The sequence below is a fragment of the Bacillus sp. S/N-304-OC-R1 genome, assembly GCF_019749375.1.
Classification (GTDB): domain Bacteria; phylum Bacillota; class Bacilli; order Bacillales; family Cytobacillaceae; genus Cytobacillus.
In genome coordinates this window covers 33,675-51,606 of sequence record NZ_JACWFE010000024.1, presented here as the reverse complement: position 1 = coordinate 51,606, position 17,932 = coordinate 33,675, and the positions used below count along the sequence as shown (strand labels likewise).

The following is a 17,932-nucleotide window of genomic DNA, read 5'->3' as shown; positions in this document are numbered from 1 at the left end:
CGTTAACTGTAAAAGAGGAAGGCATATATTTATTATGTTTTCAATTAGGGTGGCACCACGGGAAATTACAAGCTCTCGTCCCTTGTATTTATATACAAGGAGGCGGGGGCTTTTTTATTTTATTAAAAGGCTGTTTTTGTAAAGTTAGTTGCTTTATTAGTGAGAAAATTAATTTAAAAATCTGAGTTGATTGGAGCGGAGGGCACTTGACTCCTGCGGGAATGGAGGGAAGCGGGAGACCCCGCAGGCATTAGCCGAGGAGGCTCCCGTCCCTCCCCGCGGAAAGCAAGTGCCCGCAGCGGAAATTAACGGGCAAATTACAAAGACAAAAACAACAATCAATGCGAAAAGAGCCGATTAAAAAATAATAATTTTGATTGATAGAGGAGGACTAATAAATGACGTCAATCCGAATTCCACGGGGAACACAGGACATTCTCCCTGGAAAAATTGAAAAATGGCAGCTGATTGAGGAAAAGGCAAGAGAGCTATGTAAAAGATTTCAATATCGTGAAATTAGAACACCTATTTTTGAACATACAGAGTTATTTTTACGAAGCGTTGGAGATACGACAGATATCGTTCAAAAAGAAATGTATACATTTGAAGACCGCGGAGAACGCAGCCTAACATTAAGACCTGAAGGAACAGCAGCTGTAGTTCGTTCCTATGTTGAACATAAAATGTTTGGAGATGCGACTCAGCCGGTAAAGCTTTATTATATGGGGCCAATGTTCCGTTATGAACGTCCACAGGCAGGGCGTTACCGCCAATTTGTTCAATTTGGCGTAGAAGCAATTGGCAGCAATGACCCTGCAATTGATGCAGAAGTGATTGCCTTAGCAATTTCTTTATACAAGGAGCTGGGCTTGAAAAAGCTGAAGCTGGTTATTAATAGCCTCGGTGACAAAGAAAGCAGAAGTGCACATCGTGAAGCATTAGTAAATCATTTTAAACCGAGAATCGGTGAGTTTTGTTCAGATTGTCAAAATCGAATAGAAAAGAATCCGATGCGAATTCTTGATTGTAAACAAGACAGAGAGCATGAGCTAATGAATTCCGCTCCGTCGATTATTGATTATCTAAATGATAATTCGAAAAACTACTTTGACAAGGTTCAGCAATATTTAAAAAATCTTGAAATTGATTTTATAGTTGATCCAAATCTAGTTCGCGGACTTGATTATTATAATCATACAGCATTTGAAATCATGAGTGATGCTGAAGGATTTGGCGCAATCACAACACTATGCGGAGGCGGACGTTACAACGGACTAACGGAAGAAATCGGAGGGCCAGAAGCGCCAGGAATTGGCTTTGCAATGAGTATTGAACGTTTTATTGCAGCACTAGAGGCAGAACAAGTAAAGCTTCCGCTTAAGGAAGAAATCGATTGTTATCTCGTATCTCTTGGGGAAGAAGCTAAAGATTACACAGTTGGGCTGCTGCAAAAGCTTCGTCTAGCAGGATTCTCAGCGGATAGAGATTATTTAGATAGAAAAATAAAAGCCCAATTTAAGGCTGCTGACCGTTCCAATGCGAAATATGTGGCGATTTTAGGTGAAGATGAGCTTAAAGAAAATAAAATCAACCTTAAATCAATGGAAACAGGAGAGCAAACAGAATTAGATCTTAGTACTTTTGTAGAAAAATTTGCGGAGCTATTAAAGAAGCAGATGTAGGAGGAATAAGGAAATGTTTGGGAGAACGTATTACTGCGGAGAAGTGACAGAAGCCGCTATCGGCGAAAAGATTGTTTTAAAAGGATGGGTTCAAAAGCGCCGCGATTTAGGCGGTCTAATCTTTATTGATTTACGTGACCGTACTGGCATTGTCCAAATTGTATTTAATCCGGAAGTTTCACAAGAGGCACTTGCCGTTGCAGAGAAAGTAAGAAGTGAATTTGTTGTCGATATTGAAGGGGAAGTTGTAGCCCGTCAAGATGGAACGGTCAATGAAAATTTAAAAACTGGCCGCATCGAGGTCCTAGTTAATAAAATTTCTATTTTGAATGAGGCAAAAACACCGCCATTTATCATCGATGACAAGACAGATGTTAATGAGGATGTTCGTCTAAAGTATCGTTATCTTGATTTAAGAAGACCTGTCATGTTTGAAACTTTTAAAATGCGCCATGGAGTAACAAAGGCAATGAGAGATTTCTTAGATGGCGAGGGCTTCTTAGATGTTGAAACACCAATCTTAACGAAGAGCACGCCAGAAGGTGCACGTGATTACCTAGTGCCTAGCCGTGTTCATCCGGGTGAATTTTATGCACTGCCTCAATCACCGCAAATTTTTAAGCAGTTATTAATGGTAGGCGGATTTGAAAGATATTATCAAATCGCTCGCTGCTTCCGTGATGAAGATTTGCGTGCTGACCGTCAGCCTGAATTTACTCAGGTCGATATGGAAATGAGCTTTATGAGCCAAGACGAGATCATCGCGCTTATGGAAAATATGATGAAAAAAGTGATGAAGGATGTCAAAGGCCTTGATATCGAAACTCCTTTTCCTCGAATGACTTATCAGGATGCAATGGACCGTTTTGGGTCAGATAAACCGGATACACGTTTTGGTATGGAGTTAACAGATTTATCTGAAATTGTTAAGGATTCAAGCTTTAAAGTGTTTGCAGGTGCTGTCTCTTCAGGTGGACAAGTAAAGGCTATCAATGTGAAAAATGGCGGCAGTAAATATTCACGCAAAGATATAGATGCTTTAACTGAATACGCAGCTGTATACGGTGCGAAAGGTCTTGCATGGTTAAAAGCTGAAGAAGATGGCTTAAAGGGACCAATTGCTAAATTTATTACTGAGGAAGAACAAAAAGGAATATATGCTGCACTTTCAGTTGATACAGGTGACTTGCTGCTATTTGTGGCAGATAAGAAAAATGTTGTCGCTGATGCTCTAGGTGCACTTCGATTAAAGCTAGGAAAAGAATTAGATCTGATTGACAAAAGCAAGTTTAACTTCCTATGGATTACTGACTGGCCGTTATTAGAATATGATGAAGAACTTGGCCGTTATTTTGCTGCTCATCATCCATTCACAATGCCATTTAGAGAGGATCTAGAATTGCTTGAAACAGATCCATCCCAAGTTAGAGCACAAGCTTATGACCTTGTCCTAAATGGTTATGAACTTGGCGGCGGTTCTCTTCGTATTTTTGAAAGAGCGGTACAGGAGAAAATGTTTAAAGTACTTGGTTTCACAGAGGAAGAAGCAAATGAACAATTTGGTTTCTTAATGGAAGCATTCGAATATGGAACTCCTCCGCATGGCGGAATTGCACTTGGTTTAGACAGATTGGTTATGTTATTGGCTGGCAGAACAAATCTTCGTGATACAATCGCGTTCCCGAAAACTGCAAGTGCAAGCTGCTTATTAACAGATGCTCCTGGCGAGGTTAGTGAAGCTCAGCTAAATGATCTTCATTTAGCCTTGAATTTAAGCAAAGTAAAAGGTAACTAGAATTGCACAACTGATTCCTTTTTCTTACTGTAAGTATGCGTTTTTTCTGTAAAAAAATGAGAATTGTCCTACGTTTGCTTGCTTGAAAGAGATATTTAGATATGATAAAATTTAATTAATCTTTAAGAGTCCTGATGTGTTCGTTGTGTAACCTGACATTTTGACCGAACATATTATCCTTCGGGAGTCCGAGTTTTCTATTGCCGCGTAAATGCCTCGTCGATTTGAGGACTTACAAAAGCAGAAACAGGACACCCACCTGCTGAGTGCGGGTTCAAAACGAAGGCATCTAAGCGACGGCACGATTGGGACTCTTTCCTTACACATGAACATTCAATCCATTCCGCGACAGGGATGGATTTTTATTTTGAATAAAGGGAAAAAATTATATCTCTTAATTCCTATGGAAATACTTATTTTTATTAAAAAGTATGGTATATTCAATATCGGGAAAAACAAAAGAAGAACTATTTTTAGAAATCGAAATTTTTAATGGGGTATGGAGTTGAGAATATATGTTACATCAATTTTCTAGAAACGAGCTTGCCATCGGCAAAGAAGGTCTAGACATTATGAAAAACAGCACAGTTGCTGTTCTTGGAATTGGCGGAGTTGGTACATTTGCTGCCGAAGCACTAGCTCGTTCAGGTGTCGGCCGTTTAGTCCTTGTCGATAAAGATGATGTGGATATTACAAATGTAAACAGACAAATCATTGCTTTGCTTTCAACAGTTGGCCGTCCAAAGGTTGAATTAATGAAAGAACGGATTATGGATATTAACCCAGAATGCGAGGTAATCGCTCTAAAAATGTTTTACACAGAAGAAACATATGAGCAGTTTTTCGAATATGGATTAGACTTTGTCATTGATGCATCTGATACAATCTCTTATAAAATTCATTTAATGAAAGAATGCTTAAAGAGAAACATCCCGATGATTTCAAGCATGGGTGCTGCGAATAAAATGGATCCAACTCGTTTCCAAATTGCAGATATCTCCAAAACCCATACAGATCCGATCGCAAAGGTGATTCGTACTCGCTTGAGAAAAGAAGGAATCCGTAAGGGAATCCCTGTCGTGTTTTCTGATGAAAGTCCAATTGTCATTCGTGAAGAAGTAAGAAAGGAAGTAGGAAAAGATGATGCTGTCATTCGGAAAGCAAAAATGCCGCCTTCTTCCAATGCGTTTGTTCCATCCGTAGCAGGTTTAGTTATGGCAAGCTATGTTGTTAGACAGCTGCTTCAAGATATTAAAGTGAGCCGAGTGAAAGATGAGAAATAAAGGTTATGAGTCCAGCATTTGCTGGGCTTTTTTGTTTGAATTCGAAGGGAATTCATTTGACTCAGCTTGTCCTCCGGGATGACGGCCAAGCTGAGATGAAAAGCCAGCTGAGGTGTCCGTCAAAATGAGGATGACGGCCAAGCTGAGCTGAAAAGTCAGTCAAGCTGTCCGTCATGACAGAGATGACGGCCAAGTTGAGCTGAAAAATCAATCGAGGTGTCCGTCATGACGGGGATGACGGCCAAGTTGAGCTGAAAAGTTAGTCAAGCTGTCCGTCAAAATGAGTCTGACGGCCAAGCTGAGCTGAAAAGTCAGTCAAGCTGTCCGTCATGACAGAGCTGACGGCCAAGTTGAGCTGAAAAGTCAGTCGAGGTGTCCGTCATGACGGGGATGACGGACAAGTCGAGTCAAAAAGCAAGTCAAGCTGTCCGTCATAACAGAGCTGACCGGCAAGTTAAAATGAAAACCGCACTGTCCATCATAAAAGCTGTGCCCCCTAGTTATCCGACACCATTAATGCACCATCCTAATCGGCTCTTGCTTCAATAATTGATCAGCCTGCATTAGAATTATTAAGACGCTTTCATACTTTTCCATTTCGATTGTAAACTGTTCCTGCTTGGCTGCTAATGTGTTCAAAAGCTGCTTGTGTTTTTTATTTAAGGAATGGAATTCTTCTTTGAGCTGCTGATTCTCCTTCACTAACTCACAGTTCGGATTCCCCACAGTAAAGTCTTCAAGAAATGTTATCACTTCATCTAAATATAAAATTGGCTCTTGATCTGTTTTCTTTATCTGAGAAAGTTCAGGCTTTTGATGTTTTGAGGATTCTTTAGGGGCAGTATCACTTGTTTCTGTTTTCTCTTTTAAGACAGAATTCCATCTCGATTTACAGGCACTAGCCGTTCTTCCCAATTCTTCACTTGCCGCTTTGAAAGCAGAAGTCTTTGTATCTCCGTTTAATACATACTCATTTACAATTTCAATCAATTGATTCTCCTCATATTCCGTCCACAAAGCACCTCTTTCCTTCATCCTTTCACCCCTTTTCTATCATAGAATTATATGCTTTATCCTCACCGATCAAAACGAAAATATGCAAATGCCTATTTTTACTAAAAATGGCGAAAAAGTATTGACTCTTTACTCTGTATCCGTGTACTATTTGACTAGAACACTGAAACACTCATACAAGGAGGGGCGAATTTTGAAAGCATTTAAAGGATTATTAATAAAAGAAATAAAGATAACGAGAATCTGGTTTCTAGTTGGAATAGGAATATTGATATTATCTTATTTAGGTGGTTTGGGATTATCACATTACCTCAATGAAACAGTGGTTATGCCTATCATATCGATCATGGTTGTAGTTGGCCATGTCTTCTATTTGCCTGGATATTTAATAAATTCATTAAGCATTGAAGCGCGTACACAGCTCTGGCTGCACAACCCCAATCACGGTTGGATGCTTTTTCTTGCAAAGCTGACAGCAGGAACGATTTATTTCCTAATTTCATTTACGGTTGCGCTATTAATGGCGGATTGGCAAATTAATCACTCAATATTTGCTGAGACTTTTAATCAATTTGCTCAAAAACCTTTTCCGAATTTGAATTTGATAGGAGCTGCACTTGGTCTTACTTCCCTCTATTTTGGAATCTGGTTTTTGTTTTATTGGTCCCTATTTCATTCATTAAAAGCCATACCAGCTGCCAAACCATTTCGCTGGCCGATTGTCATCGGATTATGGGTTTTACTTACTTCGGCAAGCTATTTTATTCAAAATTTACCGTTTTATAAAAAACTAAAAAATATCGGTGTGATCAAGTTAAATTCTATGAAAACATTTCAGTTTGAAGCAGGGAAAGCAATGGTTTCAGCTGGTCTAGTGGACACTGCCCAGATATCAATCATGAACGGAATTATTTATACTGTCGTATCACTTCTTGTTTTTCTTGCAGCCGTTTGGCTAGTAGAGCGGAAAGTGGAGGTGTAGTTGTGGGAGAAGAATTCCAAGCATCGAAGCCCATTTATATGCAGATTGCAGAAAAAATTAACCAGCAAATCGCCAGAGGAGATTTATTGCCTGGAAACAAACTCCCTTCTGTACGTGAGATGGCGATACAAACCGGTGTTAATCCAAATACGATTCAACGGACATATAGCGAGTTAGAGAGGATGGAAATCGTGGAGACGAAGCGCGGGCAAGGGACATTTGTGACTGAAAATTTAAGTTTAATAAAAGAATTAAAGATAAAGCTGCAAATGGATATTATTGAAGCGTTTTTTATTAACATGAAAGAGCTCGGATTTTCAGAAGAAGAGATGGTATCAGGATTAGAATTTTATATTAAACGAAAGCGGGAAGATGGGGATGATTGAATTTCAGCATGTCACGAAAAGATATGGCAGCGAAATGGGTCTGGATGATGTTTCATTTAAGCTTGAAGCCGGAAAAATTTATGGCCTGCTTGGACCTAATGGCAGCGGGAAATCAACAGCATTAAAAATGATTGGCGGACTTGTGCATCCTACTAGCGGAAAGGTAATTGTGAATGGGAAAAAATCCGATCGGAGAATTGCCGAAAGTGTGGCATTCATGTCAGAACTGGACCATTTCTATCAGTCATTTAAGGTAAAGGATCTGATTGATTTCTATTCATCACAATTTCAAGATTTCCGAATGGAGCGTGCTGAAGAATTACTTCAATTCATGAAGCTTGACCCAACGAAAAAAATTAAACAGTTATCAAAGGGGAATCGTGGACGATTAAAGCTTGTCCTTGCACTCTCAAGGGAGGCAGCCGTTTTATTATTGGATGAACCGTTCTCAGGACTTGATCCGATGGTTAGGGAATCAATCGTTAAAGGACTTTTATCTTATATTGATTATGAAAATCAGATTGTGATAATTGCGACACATGAAATTGATGAAATAGAGCCATTGCTTGATGAAGTCCTAGCTATACAGAATGGCAAAATAATTGGGCGCCGGGATGTGGAGGAATTAAGGGAGATGGAAGGTCTTTCTATTATTGAGTGGATGAAAAAGACATTTAAGGAATGAGGGGAAGGAATGAAAGCAGTAGTTGAAATTCAAAATGTTACAAAAGTCATTAAAGGCAAAACAATTATCGATTCATTGACTTTCGATGTGAATAAAGGAGAAGTATTTGGTTTTCTTGGTCCGAATGGCGCCGGAAAGACAACAACGATTCGAATGATTGTCGGATTAATTGGGATCACAGATGGCGATATTAAAATTCTTGGCCATAGTATTAAAACAGATTTTGAAAAAGCAGTTACTCATGTAGGGGCGATTGTTGAAAATCCAGAAATGTATAAATTTATGAGCGGTTATCAAAATCTAATTCATTACGCAAGAATGTCATCTGGCATCACAAAAGAAAAGATAAATGAAACAGTAGAGCTTGTTGGTTTAACAGACAGAATTCATGATAAGGTGAAAACTTATTCATTAGGAATGAGACAGCGATTAGGGCTGGCACAATGCCTGCTCCATGATCCAAAGGTATTAATTCTTGATGAACCGACCAATGGTTTAGATCCGGCTGGGATTAGGGAAATCAGAGATCATTTAAGAAAACTGGCAAGGGAAAAGGAAATGGCTGTTATAGTATCAAGTCACCTTTTATCAGAAATGGAAATGATGTGTGACCGGATTGGGATTATTCAAAAAGGGAAGCTCATCGATGTTCAGCTTATTAATGATTTTGTCCAAGGAAACGAGAAGGTATATGAAATTGAAGTTGGACAAAAGGAAATGGCAAGTGAAGTATTAAGAGGACTGCTCACAAATGTTCAAGTACAGTTAACCGAAACAGGAGTTGCCCTTCCGTTAAAAAGAGAGGCTGTGCCATCCATCGTGAAAGAGCTTGTTCAAAAAGAGATTCACATTTATGGAATAAAGGAAATGACGAAAACATTAGAAGATCGTTTCCTTGAAGTAACTTCACAGGAGGTGATCTAGCATGTTTAGATTGATTCAAAATGAATTGATGAAAATATTTAAGCGTCCTGGAACTTATGTAATGATCGGCATCCTTTTGTTCGTCACAACAGTTGCAGGCGGATTTATAAAATATCAGGAGACAAAATTATCAGTTCCCCATAATTCAGAATGGAAAAGGGGGCTGCAGATTCAAAATGAAAGCAATCAGAAACAGCTAGATGAAATGGGCCCTTCTTTAACAAGGCATATGAGAGATAGTTACGAAAGAGAAATAGCTATTAACACCTATCGGATTGAGCATGATATTTCACCTAATGAAAATTATTCAATATGGGGATTTGTTGACGATGTTTCACAATCTATTGAATTTGTAGGCTTATTCACCATTATTATTGCAGCAAGTATTGTTGCAAGTGAATTTAATTGGGGTACAATAAAGCTGCTATTAATTCGTCCAATAAAACGAGGGAAAATACTGCTTTCTAAGTATTTAACAGTCCTGATTTTTGGTATGTTTTTACTTGTACTGTTGTTTATGTATTCAGCAGGATTAGGTGCAATTCTTTTTGGAATGCCAGAGGAGTCAACTCCATATTTAAACTATTATAATGGGAAAGTAACGGAACAAAGCATGTTTGTCCATATGATCAATTATTACGGTCTAAAATCGATTAATATGCTCATGCTAGCTACTATGGCCTTCATGATCTCAGCAGCTTTTAGAAATAGTTCATTGGCGATTGGCTTGTCGATCTTCCTTCTATTCATGGGAGGACAGGTTACAATGCTTGTCTCTATGAAATATGAGTGGGCAAAATATATTTTGTTTGCAAACACAGATTTACTGCAATATTTTGAAGGATCCCCTTTGGTTGAAGGAATGTCATTAGGGTTTTCAATTATCATGTTAATTTTGTACTTTGCTATATTCCAGTGTATAGCTTTCTATGTATTTAAGAAAAGAGACGTTGCTGCATAGCTATTACAAACTAGAAAAAAGATGAAATCACTAAATAGCTGATTTCATCTTTTTTGCTTATTTTTGAAGATTTGAATAAATAACAGATAAAGCCTGTTCGAATTTGCCGGTTTTCTTAGGATGGTAGTAAACCTTGTTTTTGATTTTATTAGGCAGATACTGCTGCTTTACCCAGCCGCCTTCATAATCATGAGGGTATTTATAATCAATTCCGCGGCCAAGCTCCTTTGCTCCTTGGTAATGGGCATCCTTTAGATGATCAGGAACCTCTCCGCTTGATCCTTTCCGAATATCCGCAAGTGCTGAATCTATTGCCATGATGGCAGAGTTTGATTTTGGGGAAAGGCAAAGCTCAATAACGGCATTGGCTAACGGAATCCGCCCCTCTGGAAAGCCAACTCTTTCGGCAGCTTCAATCGCTGCAAGGGTTCTGGCACCAGCTTGAGGTGAGGCAAGGCCAATATCCTCATAAGCAATGACTAATAACCGCCTGCTAATGCTCTGGAGATCTCCTGCTTCTATCAGCCTGCCTAAATAGTGCAGAGCAGCATTGACATCGCTTCCCCTAATAGACTTTTGGAACCCGGAAAGAACATCATAATGAGCATCCCCGTCTTTATCATGAGTTAGACTTTTTCGCTGCATACATTCTTCAGCGGCAGCTAAATCAATGAAAATAATGTCATCACTATTAGGCTCAGTAGACAAAACTGCTAGTTCTAGAGCGTTTAAGGAGCTGCGAACATCTCCATTAGAGGCTGTTGCAAAATGGGTTAATGCCTCATCCGTTACTTGAACATTTTTCTCTCCTAATCCCCGTTCCTTATCCTGGGTAGCGCGCAGTAAAGCCTCTTTTATATTTTCTATGGATAAAGGCTTTAATTCGAAAATTTGACAGCGGCTGCGAATAGCAGGATTAATTGCATGATAGGGATTACTAGTTGTTGCGCCAATTAGTGTAATCATTCCATTTTCTAAATAAGGCAGCAAGAAATCCTGTTTGCCTTTATCGAGCCGGTGGACTTCATCGAGGAGAAGGATAACCTTTCCAGACATTTTTGCTTCAGCCGCTACAATTTCCATATCTTTTTTATTATTGGTTACCGCATTTAAGTTTCTAAATGCGAAGCGTGTACTTCCGGCAATTGCACTGGCAATAGATGTTTTTCCGATACCAGGGGGGCCGTATAGGATCATTGAAGAAAGCTGCTTCGCTTTTACCATGCGATTTATTATTTTACCTTCTGAAACAAGATGCTCCTGACCGATAATTTCTTCAATTGTTCTAGGACGCATCCGAAAGGCTAGTGGTTTTATATTCATCTATTTCACTCCAAATCATTTAAGCATTTGGCTTCGTTCAATATTAACTAACATACCATATTAAAAGAAATCACAAAATGATTATCACCTTTAAATATGCTATAATAACAAAAGTCTATCTATATACTGAGAATAAGTTTTTTTATCGGGGAGATATGGACAAATGAATAAGACAAAAAGAGGTCAAGTAGGACCTAGATTCATGGTTTATTTAACAGGGCTCTTAGTTATGAGTCTTGGAATTGTATTGTTAATTGTTGCTGATCTAGGTGCAACTCCTTGGGATATTCTTCACGTTGGCTTATATTATCAGGTTGGACTAACAATTGGCAGCTGGTCGATTATTGTCGGGGTTGTCATTTTGACCATATCCTCACTTATTTCTAAAGAGTTCCCAAAAATGGGCGCTTTTTTAAATATGATTTTGGTCGGAGTATTTATTGATTTATATTTATTATTACCCTTTATGCAAACTCCTGCTTCTTTAGTGGGGAAAATGATTATGTTTTTATGTGGAATTATCTTTTCCTGCTATGGCATGGGAATATACATTTCTGCACAGCTTGGTGCGGGGCCAAGGGACAGTCTAATGATTGCACTTACTTCCAAGACAGGCTGGAAAGTAGGGCAAGTAAGAGTTTGTATGGAGATCATCGTGCTGATTATTGGATGGCAGCTTGGCGGGCCAGTATTTTGGGGAACAGTGGTTATTGGACTTTCAATTGGACCATTAGCCGGATTTGCCTTGCCGCAATGTCAGGCATTTACCGACCGGTTCCTAGCTAGAATGAAGGCAAAACAGTCAATACCTGCTTTGAATGAAAAAAATCGAGGTGTAAGTTAATGAAAATATCAACGAAAGGCCGCTATGGTTTAACGATTATGATGGAATTGGCGAAGAAGCATGGAGAAGGACCGATTTCCTTAAAATCAATTGCCCAAACAAATGATCTTTCTGAACATTATTTAGAACAGCTCATTGCTCCTTTGCGCAATGCTGGATTAGTGAAAAGTATTCGGGGAGCTTATGGCGGCTATATTCTAGGAGATCTTCCTGCTAACATAACAGCGGGTGACATTATCCGTGTTTTAGAAGGACCGATTAGTCCTGTAGAAGGAATTGAGGATGAAGAGCCTGCTAAGAAACATCTTTGGATGAGAATTCGTGATGCAGTAAAGGAAGTATTGGACAATACGACTCTCGAAGATTTAGCAAACTATACAGATGATGGAAATACGGACAGTTATATGTTTTATATTTAATAACTAGTTTGTAGGTTATGAATGGAACATAGGCAGAAAATAATAGCAGTAAGAATGTTAAGAAGGTGAAATTATTTGGAGCGGATATATGTCGATCATGCAGCAACATCTCCAATGCACCCAAAGGTAATTGAAAAAATGATGGTGGTTATGAATTCAGAATTTGGAAATCCATCTAGCATTCATTCTTTTGGTCGCGGAGCTCGTCATATTATTGATGAAGCCCGTTCAGAAATAGCACAAAGCATTGGGGCAAAGCCAAATGAAATTATTTTTACAAGTGGAGGTACAGAAGCGGATAATCATGCAATTTTCGGGGTTGCTTATTCCTATCAGCATTTAGGAAAGCATATCATCACCACACAAATTGAACATCATGCCGTCCTTCATACTTGTGAGCAGCTCGAAAAGCAAGGATTTGAAGTCACTTACTTGCCTGTTGATTCAGAGGGAAGAATTTCAATTGATGATTTCGAAAATGCCTTAAGAGACGATACGATTTTAGTGACAATCATGTACGGAAATAACGAGGTAGGAACGATTCAGCCAATTAAAAAAATTGGTGGAATCCTCGCTTCACATCCTGCTAAGTTTCATAGTGATGCTGTCCAGGCTTTTGGTCTTGAGAAAATTGATGTAAATGAATTGGGAATTGACTTAATGTCTGTTTCTGCACATAAAATTAACGGGCCAAAAGGAATAGGATTCTTATATGCCAATAGTGATATTAAGCTTGCGTCGCGTTTATTCGGAGGTGAGCAAGAAAGAAAAAGACGGGCTGGTACTGAGAATGTGCCATCTATCGCAGGATTTTTAGAAGCAGTCCGCATTTCTCAGAAGGAGATGGACAAGAAGAAGCAAGAGTATGGTCAATTTAAATCTGCTTTTATGAAAGTGCTGTCAGACAATGGAGTAGAATTTAAGCGAAACGGATCACTTGATTATTCCTTGCCTCATGTTTTAAACTTAAGCTTTCCCGGTACAAATGTAGAGGCAATGCTAGTTAATCTTGATATTGCTGGGGTTGCTGCATCAAGCGGATCTGCATGTACAGCTGGATCAATCGATCCTTCACATGTTCTTGTTTCGATGTTCGGCAAGGATGATGAACGAATTCAAAATTCAATTCGATTTAGCTTTGGTCTTTTTAATACTTTGGATCAAATTGAAAAGGCTGCTGTGGAAACGAGTAAAATAGTCAAACGACTTACAACATAGAAATTTTTGATAGAAACGTGGTGAAATGACATGAAAAAAGACCCTAAAGATACCCGTGTAGTTATTGGAATGTCCGGCGGCGTTGATTCATCTGTTGCTGCTCTGCTATTAAAACAGCAAGGATATGATGTTATCGGTATTTTCATGAAAAACTGGGATGATACGGATGAAAACGGAGTTTGTACCGCAACAGAAGACTATAATGATGTGATTCGGGTCTGCAATCAAATAGGTATTCCCTATTATGCTGTTAACTTTGAAAAACAGTATTGGGAAAAGGTGTTTACCTATTTTCTTGATGAATATAAGGCTGGACGCACACCGAATCCAGATGTCATGTGCAATAAAGAAATTAAGTTTAAAGCATTTCTAGAGCATGCAATGAAGCTTGGTGCGGATTATTTGGCAACTGGACATTATGCACGTGTTGCTTTTCGTGATGGCGAATATAAAATGCTGCGCGGGGTAGATGAGAATAAGGACCAAACTTATTTCTTGAATCAGCTTGGACAAGCTCAGCTTGAAAAGGTTATGTTCCCAATCGGGGATATTGAAAAGTCAAAAGTAAGAGAAATCGCACTCCAAGCAAATCTTGCTACTGCGTCTAAGAAAGACAGCACAGGAATTTGTTTTATTGGAGAGCGAAACTTTAAGGAGTTCCTTGGCAGCTATTTACCTGCTCAGCCAGGTAATATGGAAACATTCGATGGTAAAGTAATGGGGAAGCATGATGGACTGATGTATTATACGATTGGTCAACGCCATGGATTAGGAATTGGCGGATCAGGTGAGCCTTGGTTTGCTATTGGAAAAGATTTAAAGAGAAATGTTCTTTATGTTGGACAAGGTTTCCATAATGAGAAGCTGTATTCACACTCAATTACCGCAGTGAATGTTGGCTGGGTTTCAAATAACGAGAAGCCTAAAACATTTAAATGCACAGCTAAATTTAGATATCGTCAGCCTGATAACCAAGTGACTGTTGAGCTCATGGAAGATAATAAAGTTAAGGTCATCTTTGATGAACCAATTAGAGCAGTAACACCAGGACAGGCAGTTGTATTTTATAATGGTGATGAATGTCTTGGCGGCGGAACGATCGATGAAATTTATAAAGATGGAAATCGTCTAGATTATGTTGGTTAAACAAACAACATTACAATAGGGCTCATTCGTATCTGTTAAACAGAGTCGAAGAGCCCTTTTTGTACATTTAGAAACTGAAAGATCGCTAAATAATATGCTATACTTTTTAATTGAAACGGAGTGGATGATAAATGGACAAAAACCAATTAGGTATTCAATATATGCAAGAAGGAAAATGGGAAGAAGCCGCGAAGATTTTTATGGAGGCTATTGATGAGAAGCCATCAGATCCGACATCTTATATTAATTTCGGCAATGTTTTATCTGCAGTTGGAGAAACAGAAAAGGCATTAAAGTTTTTTGAAAAAGCAATAGAATTGGATGAGAATGCAGCTGCAGCTTTTTATAGCGCTGGAAATTTATTTTATGATGGGGAGAATTTTCACGAAGCAAAAAAAATGTTCGAAACAGCTATGAAAAAGGGACTGGAAACCGGAGATAATTATTTTATGCTTGGTTTAACATTAATAGCCCTCGAACAAGGGAAATTAGCTTTGCCATATTTACAAAGAAGCACCGAATTAAATCCAAGTGATTCAGAAGCCTTTTTCCAATATGGCTTATGCCTGGCTCAGGAAAACTTTATTGATGAATCGATTATACAACTGGAAAAATGTGTGGAAATTGATCCTAATCACGCAGACGCTTTCTATAATTTAGGTGTTGCTTTTGGATTTAAGGAAGACGAACAAAAAGCACTTCATTTTTTCAAAAAAGCTTTAGACATACAGCCTGACCATCTTCTCGCAGGATATGGCTTGAAATTAATTGAAAAAGGTTCTGCACAATAAGAAATAAACTGAACATGAAAGGAAGGAGGTTTCTCAATGGATCAGCAGGGCGTGCAAGGGTCTCTAGATTTATTTACAGAGCAAGAAAAGAAATACATAAAGGGCCGGCATCTTGTCACAATTTTTCATAATGAGCAAAATTTATATACAGTTTTACGAATTCGCGTCGATGAAACAAATCATCATTATGAAGAAAAAGAGGCGGTAATTACTGGATATTTCCCCAAAATGCATGAACAAGAGACGTATATTTTTTATGGAGATTTGAAAGAACACCCAAAATTTGGCGTGCAGCTTCACGCAAGTCACTATCGAAAAGATATCCCTCATACAAAACAAGGCGTTGTCAATTATTTATCCAGTGAGCTTTTTAAAGGGATTGGGGTAAAAACGGCAGAAAATATAGTAGAGATTCTTGGAGAAAATGCCATAACAAAAATATTAAATGAGCCCTCCCTGCTTGATCAGATTCCTAAGCTTCCTTCAGAAAAAGCTAAATCTCTATACGATACACTAATGAAGCATCAAGGCATTGAGCAAGCGTTGATTGCCTTAAATCAGTATGGCTTCGGCCCTCAGCTTTCGATGAGAATTTATCAGGTCTATAAAGAGCAAACGATCGAGATCATCCAAAACAACCCTTATAAGCTTGTAGAAGACATTGATGGAATTGGTTTTGGAAGATCTGATGAGCTTGGCTATAAGCTTGGGATATCGGGTAATCATCCGGCCAGAATAAGAGCAGCCTGTCTATACATACTTGAAATGGAGAGTATGCAGGCTGGTCATGTTTATATAGAAGCTAGAGAGCTTCTTGTAAGTACGAAAACTCTATTAGAGGAAAATAAGCGTGATGAAATTGATTTTGGAGATATTTCAAAAGAAATTATCTCGCTTGAGGAAGAGGGAAAAATCATTGTTGAAGAACAAAGATTATATTTACCTTCTCTTTATTTTTCTGAAAAAGGTCTTGTAACAAATATAAAGCGTATTCTAAAGCAAACACAATATGACAATCAGTTTCCAGAATCTGAATTTCTTCTAGCTTTAGGGAATTTAGAGGAACGTTTAAAGGTTCAATATGCACCAACTCAAAAGGATGCGATTCAAACGGCTTTAATGTCTCCTATGCTTATTTTAACAGGGGGACCAGGCACGGGAAAAACAACGGTTATTAAAGGGATCGTTGAATTATATGGAGAACTGCATGGCTGTTCGTTAGATCCAAAGGATTACAAAAAGGAAGAACCTTTTCCGTTTTTATTAGCGGCACCAACCGGAAGAGCAGCCAAAAGGATGGCAGAATCTACTGGCTTGCCGGCAGTAACCATTCATCGGCTTCTTGGCTGGAATGGCACAGAAGGATTTGACCGTAATGAGGATAATCCATTGGAAGGAAAAATATTAATTATTGATGAAACGTCAATGGTTGATATTTGGCTGGCTAATCAGTTGTTTAAAGCCCTTCCGGAAAACATGCAAGTAATCTTAGTTGGTGATGAGGACCAGCTGCCGTCTGTTGGTCCTGGACAGGTATTAAAGGATCTACTTCGTTCTGAACGAATTCCCACTGTGCGGCTAACTGATATTTATCGCCAAGCAGAAGGTTCTTCCATAATAGAGCTAGCGCATGAAATGAAAAAAGGAAGGCTGCCAAGTAATGTAACTGCTCAGCAATCTGATCGATCTTTTTTTAAATGCAGCCCTGGACAAATTGGAACTGTAGTTGAAAAAGTTGTGCAAAACGCAAAGAAAAAAGGATATACAGCCAAGGATATTCAAGTGCTGGCGCCGATGTATAGAGGGCCAGCAGGAATCGATAAATTAAATGAAATCCTCCAGGAAATTTTTAATCCGAATCCGGATGGAAATCGAAAAGAGCTTGAATTTGGAGATGTTAAATACCGGATTGGGGATAAAGTTCTTCAGCTAGTCAATCAGCCAGAAAGTCATGTTTTTAATGGAGACATGGGTGAAATCGTATCTATTTTTTACGCTAAAGAGAATACAGAAAAACAGGATATGGTTATTGTTTCCTTTGATGGAACAGAAGTAACTTATACGCGTCAGGATTTAAATCAAATCACTCTTGCTTATTGCTGTTCTGTTCACAAGTCACAGGGGAGCGAATTTCCAATCGTAATTCTTCCAGTTGTCAAAAGCTATTACCGGATGCTAAGAAGAAACTTACTTTATACGGCTATTACACGGAGTAAACAATTTTTAATTTTGTGCGGAGAAGAAGACGCTTTGAAGCTTGGGGTAGAACGAGCGGATGAGCAATCACGCTTGACTACTTTGACAGAAAAGCTACAGGAATCGATTATTGAAGAAGGACAAAGTGAGAATCAGGAAGCTGAGGAAGAAGCTACTTTATCATATGAAGAAATATTAATGAAAGCTGATCCATTAATTGGGATGGAAAATATCACTCCGTATGATTTTATGGAGGCGGAAAAAAGCTAGTAAAGAGCAGTCT

At 38.7% G+C, this 17,932-nt stretch carries 16 protein-coding genes, 1 other RNA gene and 1 other annotated feature (1 of these 18 running past the window's edge); of the genes, 15 read left to right on the top strand and 2 right to left on the bottom strand.

Going from position 1 to position 17,932, the window contains the following annotated elements; translation table 11 throughout:
* Window positions 1-86, top strand: a binding site (T-box leader); it begins 160 nt to the left of the window's first position.
* Window positions 87-398: 312 nt separating this feature from the next.
* From hisS to H0173_RS18720, 4 genes are all read left to right on the top strand, one after another.
* Window positions 399-1,682, top strand: a complete 1,284-nt coding sequence (gene hisS / locus H0173_RS18735) for a histidine--tRNA ligase (protein ID WP_221848217.1) — start codon at window positions 399-401, stop codon at window positions 1,680-1,682.
* A 13-nt stretch (window positions 1,683-1,695) separates the two neighbouring features.
* Window positions 1,696-3,477 (top strand): aspartate--tRNA ligase, encoded by a 1,782-nt coding sequence (aspS, locus tag H0173_RS18730; RefSeq protein ID WP_221848215.1) that lies wholly within the window; start codon window positions 1,696-1,698, stop codon window positions 3,475-3,477.
* A gap of 125 nt (window positions 3,478-3,602) precedes the next feature.
* A non-coding RNA gene (gene ssrS, locus H0173_RS18725) (6S RNA) lies at window positions 3,603-3,793 on the top strand.
* 199 nt (window positions 3,794-3,992) lie between these two features.
* Window positions 3,993-4,760 carry a tRNA threonylcarbamoyladenosine dehydratase gene (locus H0173_RS18720; RefSeq protein WP_221848213.1) on the top strand — a complete coding sequence of 256 codons (768 nt, stop codon included), beginning with the start codon at window positions 3,993-3,995 and terminating at the stop codon, window positions 4,758-4,760.
* Between the two features lie 513 nt (window positions 4,761-5,273).
* On the opposite strand, the gene H0173_RS18715 is transcribed toward H0173_RS18720, so the two are convergent.
* Window positions 5,274-5,795, bottom strand: coding sequence for a Myb-like DNA-binding domain-containing protein (locus tag H0173_RS18715; protein WP_221848211.1), 522 nt, complete (start codon window positions 5,793-5,795; stop codon window positions 5,274-5,276).
* Window positions 5,796-5,967: 172 nt separating this feature from the next.
* Here H0173_RS18715 and H0173_RS18710 point away from each other — a divergent pair, with 172 nt between their 5' ends.
* The 5 genes from H0173_RS18710 to H0173_RS18690 are packed head-to-tail and all read left to right on the top strand — an operon-like array spanning window position 5,968 to window position 9,712.
* Window positions 5,968-6,756: a hypothetical protein gene (locus tag H0173_RS18710; protein ID WP_221848209.1), complete on the top strand. Its 789-nt coding sequence runs from the start codon at window positions 5,968-5,970 to the stop codon at window positions 6,754-6,756.
* 38 nt (window positions 6,757-6,794) lie between these two features.
* Window positions 6,795-7,142: a GntR family transcriptional regulator gene (locus tag H0173_RS18705; RefSeq protein ID WP_260631278.1), complete on the top strand. Its 348-nt coding sequence runs from the start codon at window positions 6,795-6,797 to the stop codon at window positions 7,140-7,142.
* Window positions 7,135-7,827 (top strand): ABC transporter ATP-binding protein, encoded by a 693-nt coding sequence (locus tag H0173_RS18700; RefSeq protein WP_221848207.1) that lies wholly within the window; start codon window positions 7,135-7,137, stop codon window positions 7,825-7,827. Before H0173_RS18705 ends, H0173_RS18700 begins: the two co-directional genes overlap by 8 nt.
* Window positions 7,828-7,836: 9 nt before the next feature.
* Complete coding sequence (locus H0173_RS18695) at window positions 7,837-8,751, top strand: ABC transporter ATP-binding protein (RefSeq protein ID WP_221848205.1); 915 nt, start codon at window positions 7,837-7,839, stop codon at window positions 8,749-8,751.
* Window position 8,752: 1 nt separating this feature from the next.
* Entirely contained in the window at window positions 8,753-9,712 is a 960-nt protein-coding gene (locus H0173_RS18690) for an ABC transporter permease (protein WP_221848203.1), read from the top strand.
* A gap of 57 nt (window positions 9,713-9,769) precedes the next feature.
* Here H0173_RS18690 and H0173_RS18685 read toward each other — a convergent pair whose 3' ends face one another.
* On the bottom strand, window positions 9,770-11,029 hold the full coding sequence (locus H0173_RS18685) for a replication-associated recombination protein A (protein WP_221848549.1): 1,260 nt from the start codon (window positions 11,027-11,029) through the stop codon (window positions 9,770-9,772).
* Between the two features lie 169 nt (window positions 11,030-11,198).
* On the opposite strand from H0173_RS18685, the gene H0173_RS18680 reads away from it, so the two are divergent.
* From H0173_RS18680 to recD2, 6 genes are all read left to right on the top strand, one after another.
* Window positions 11,199-11,879, top strand: coding sequence for a YczE/YyaS/YitT family protein (locus H0173_RS18680; protein ID WP_221848201.1), 681 nt, complete (start codon window positions 11,199-11,201; stop codon window positions 11,877-11,879).
* Entirely contained in the window at window positions 11,879-12,298 is a 420-nt protein-coding gene (gene cymR, locus H0173_RS18675; protein WP_221848199.1) for a cysteine metabolism transcriptional regulator CymR, read from the top strand. The genes H0173_RS18680 and cymR overlap by 1 nt, the downstream gene beginning before the upstream one ends.
* A gap of 75 nt (window positions 12,299-12,373) precedes the next feature.
* Window positions 12,374-13,516, top strand: coding sequence for a cysteine desulfurase family protein (locus H0173_RS18670; RefSeq protein ID WP_221848198.1), 1,143 nt, complete (start codon window positions 12,374-12,376; stop codon window positions 13,514-13,516).
* A gap of 30 nt (window positions 13,517-13,546) precedes the next feature.
* A complete protein-coding gene (gene mnmA / locus H0173_RS18665; RefSeq protein ID WP_221848195.1) occupies window positions 13,547-14,662 on the top strand; it encodes a tRNA 2-thiouridine(34) synthase MnmA in 1,116 nt (371 codons plus the stop codon).
* Window positions 14,663-14,793: 131 nt separating this feature from the next.
* Window positions 14,794-15,453: a tetratricopeptide repeat protein gene (locus H0173_RS18660; RefSeq protein WP_221848193.1), complete on the top strand. Its 660-nt coding sequence runs from the start codon at window positions 14,794-14,796 to the stop codon at window positions 15,451-15,453.
* Between the two features lie 36 nt (window positions 15,454-15,489).
* Window positions 15,490-17,919, top strand: coding sequence for an SF1B family DNA helicase RecD2 (gene recD2, locus H0173_RS18655; RefSeq protein WP_221848192.1), 2,430 nt, complete (start codon window positions 15,490-15,492; stop codon window positions 17,917-17,919).
* Window positions 17,920-17,932 lie beyond the last annotated feature (13 nt).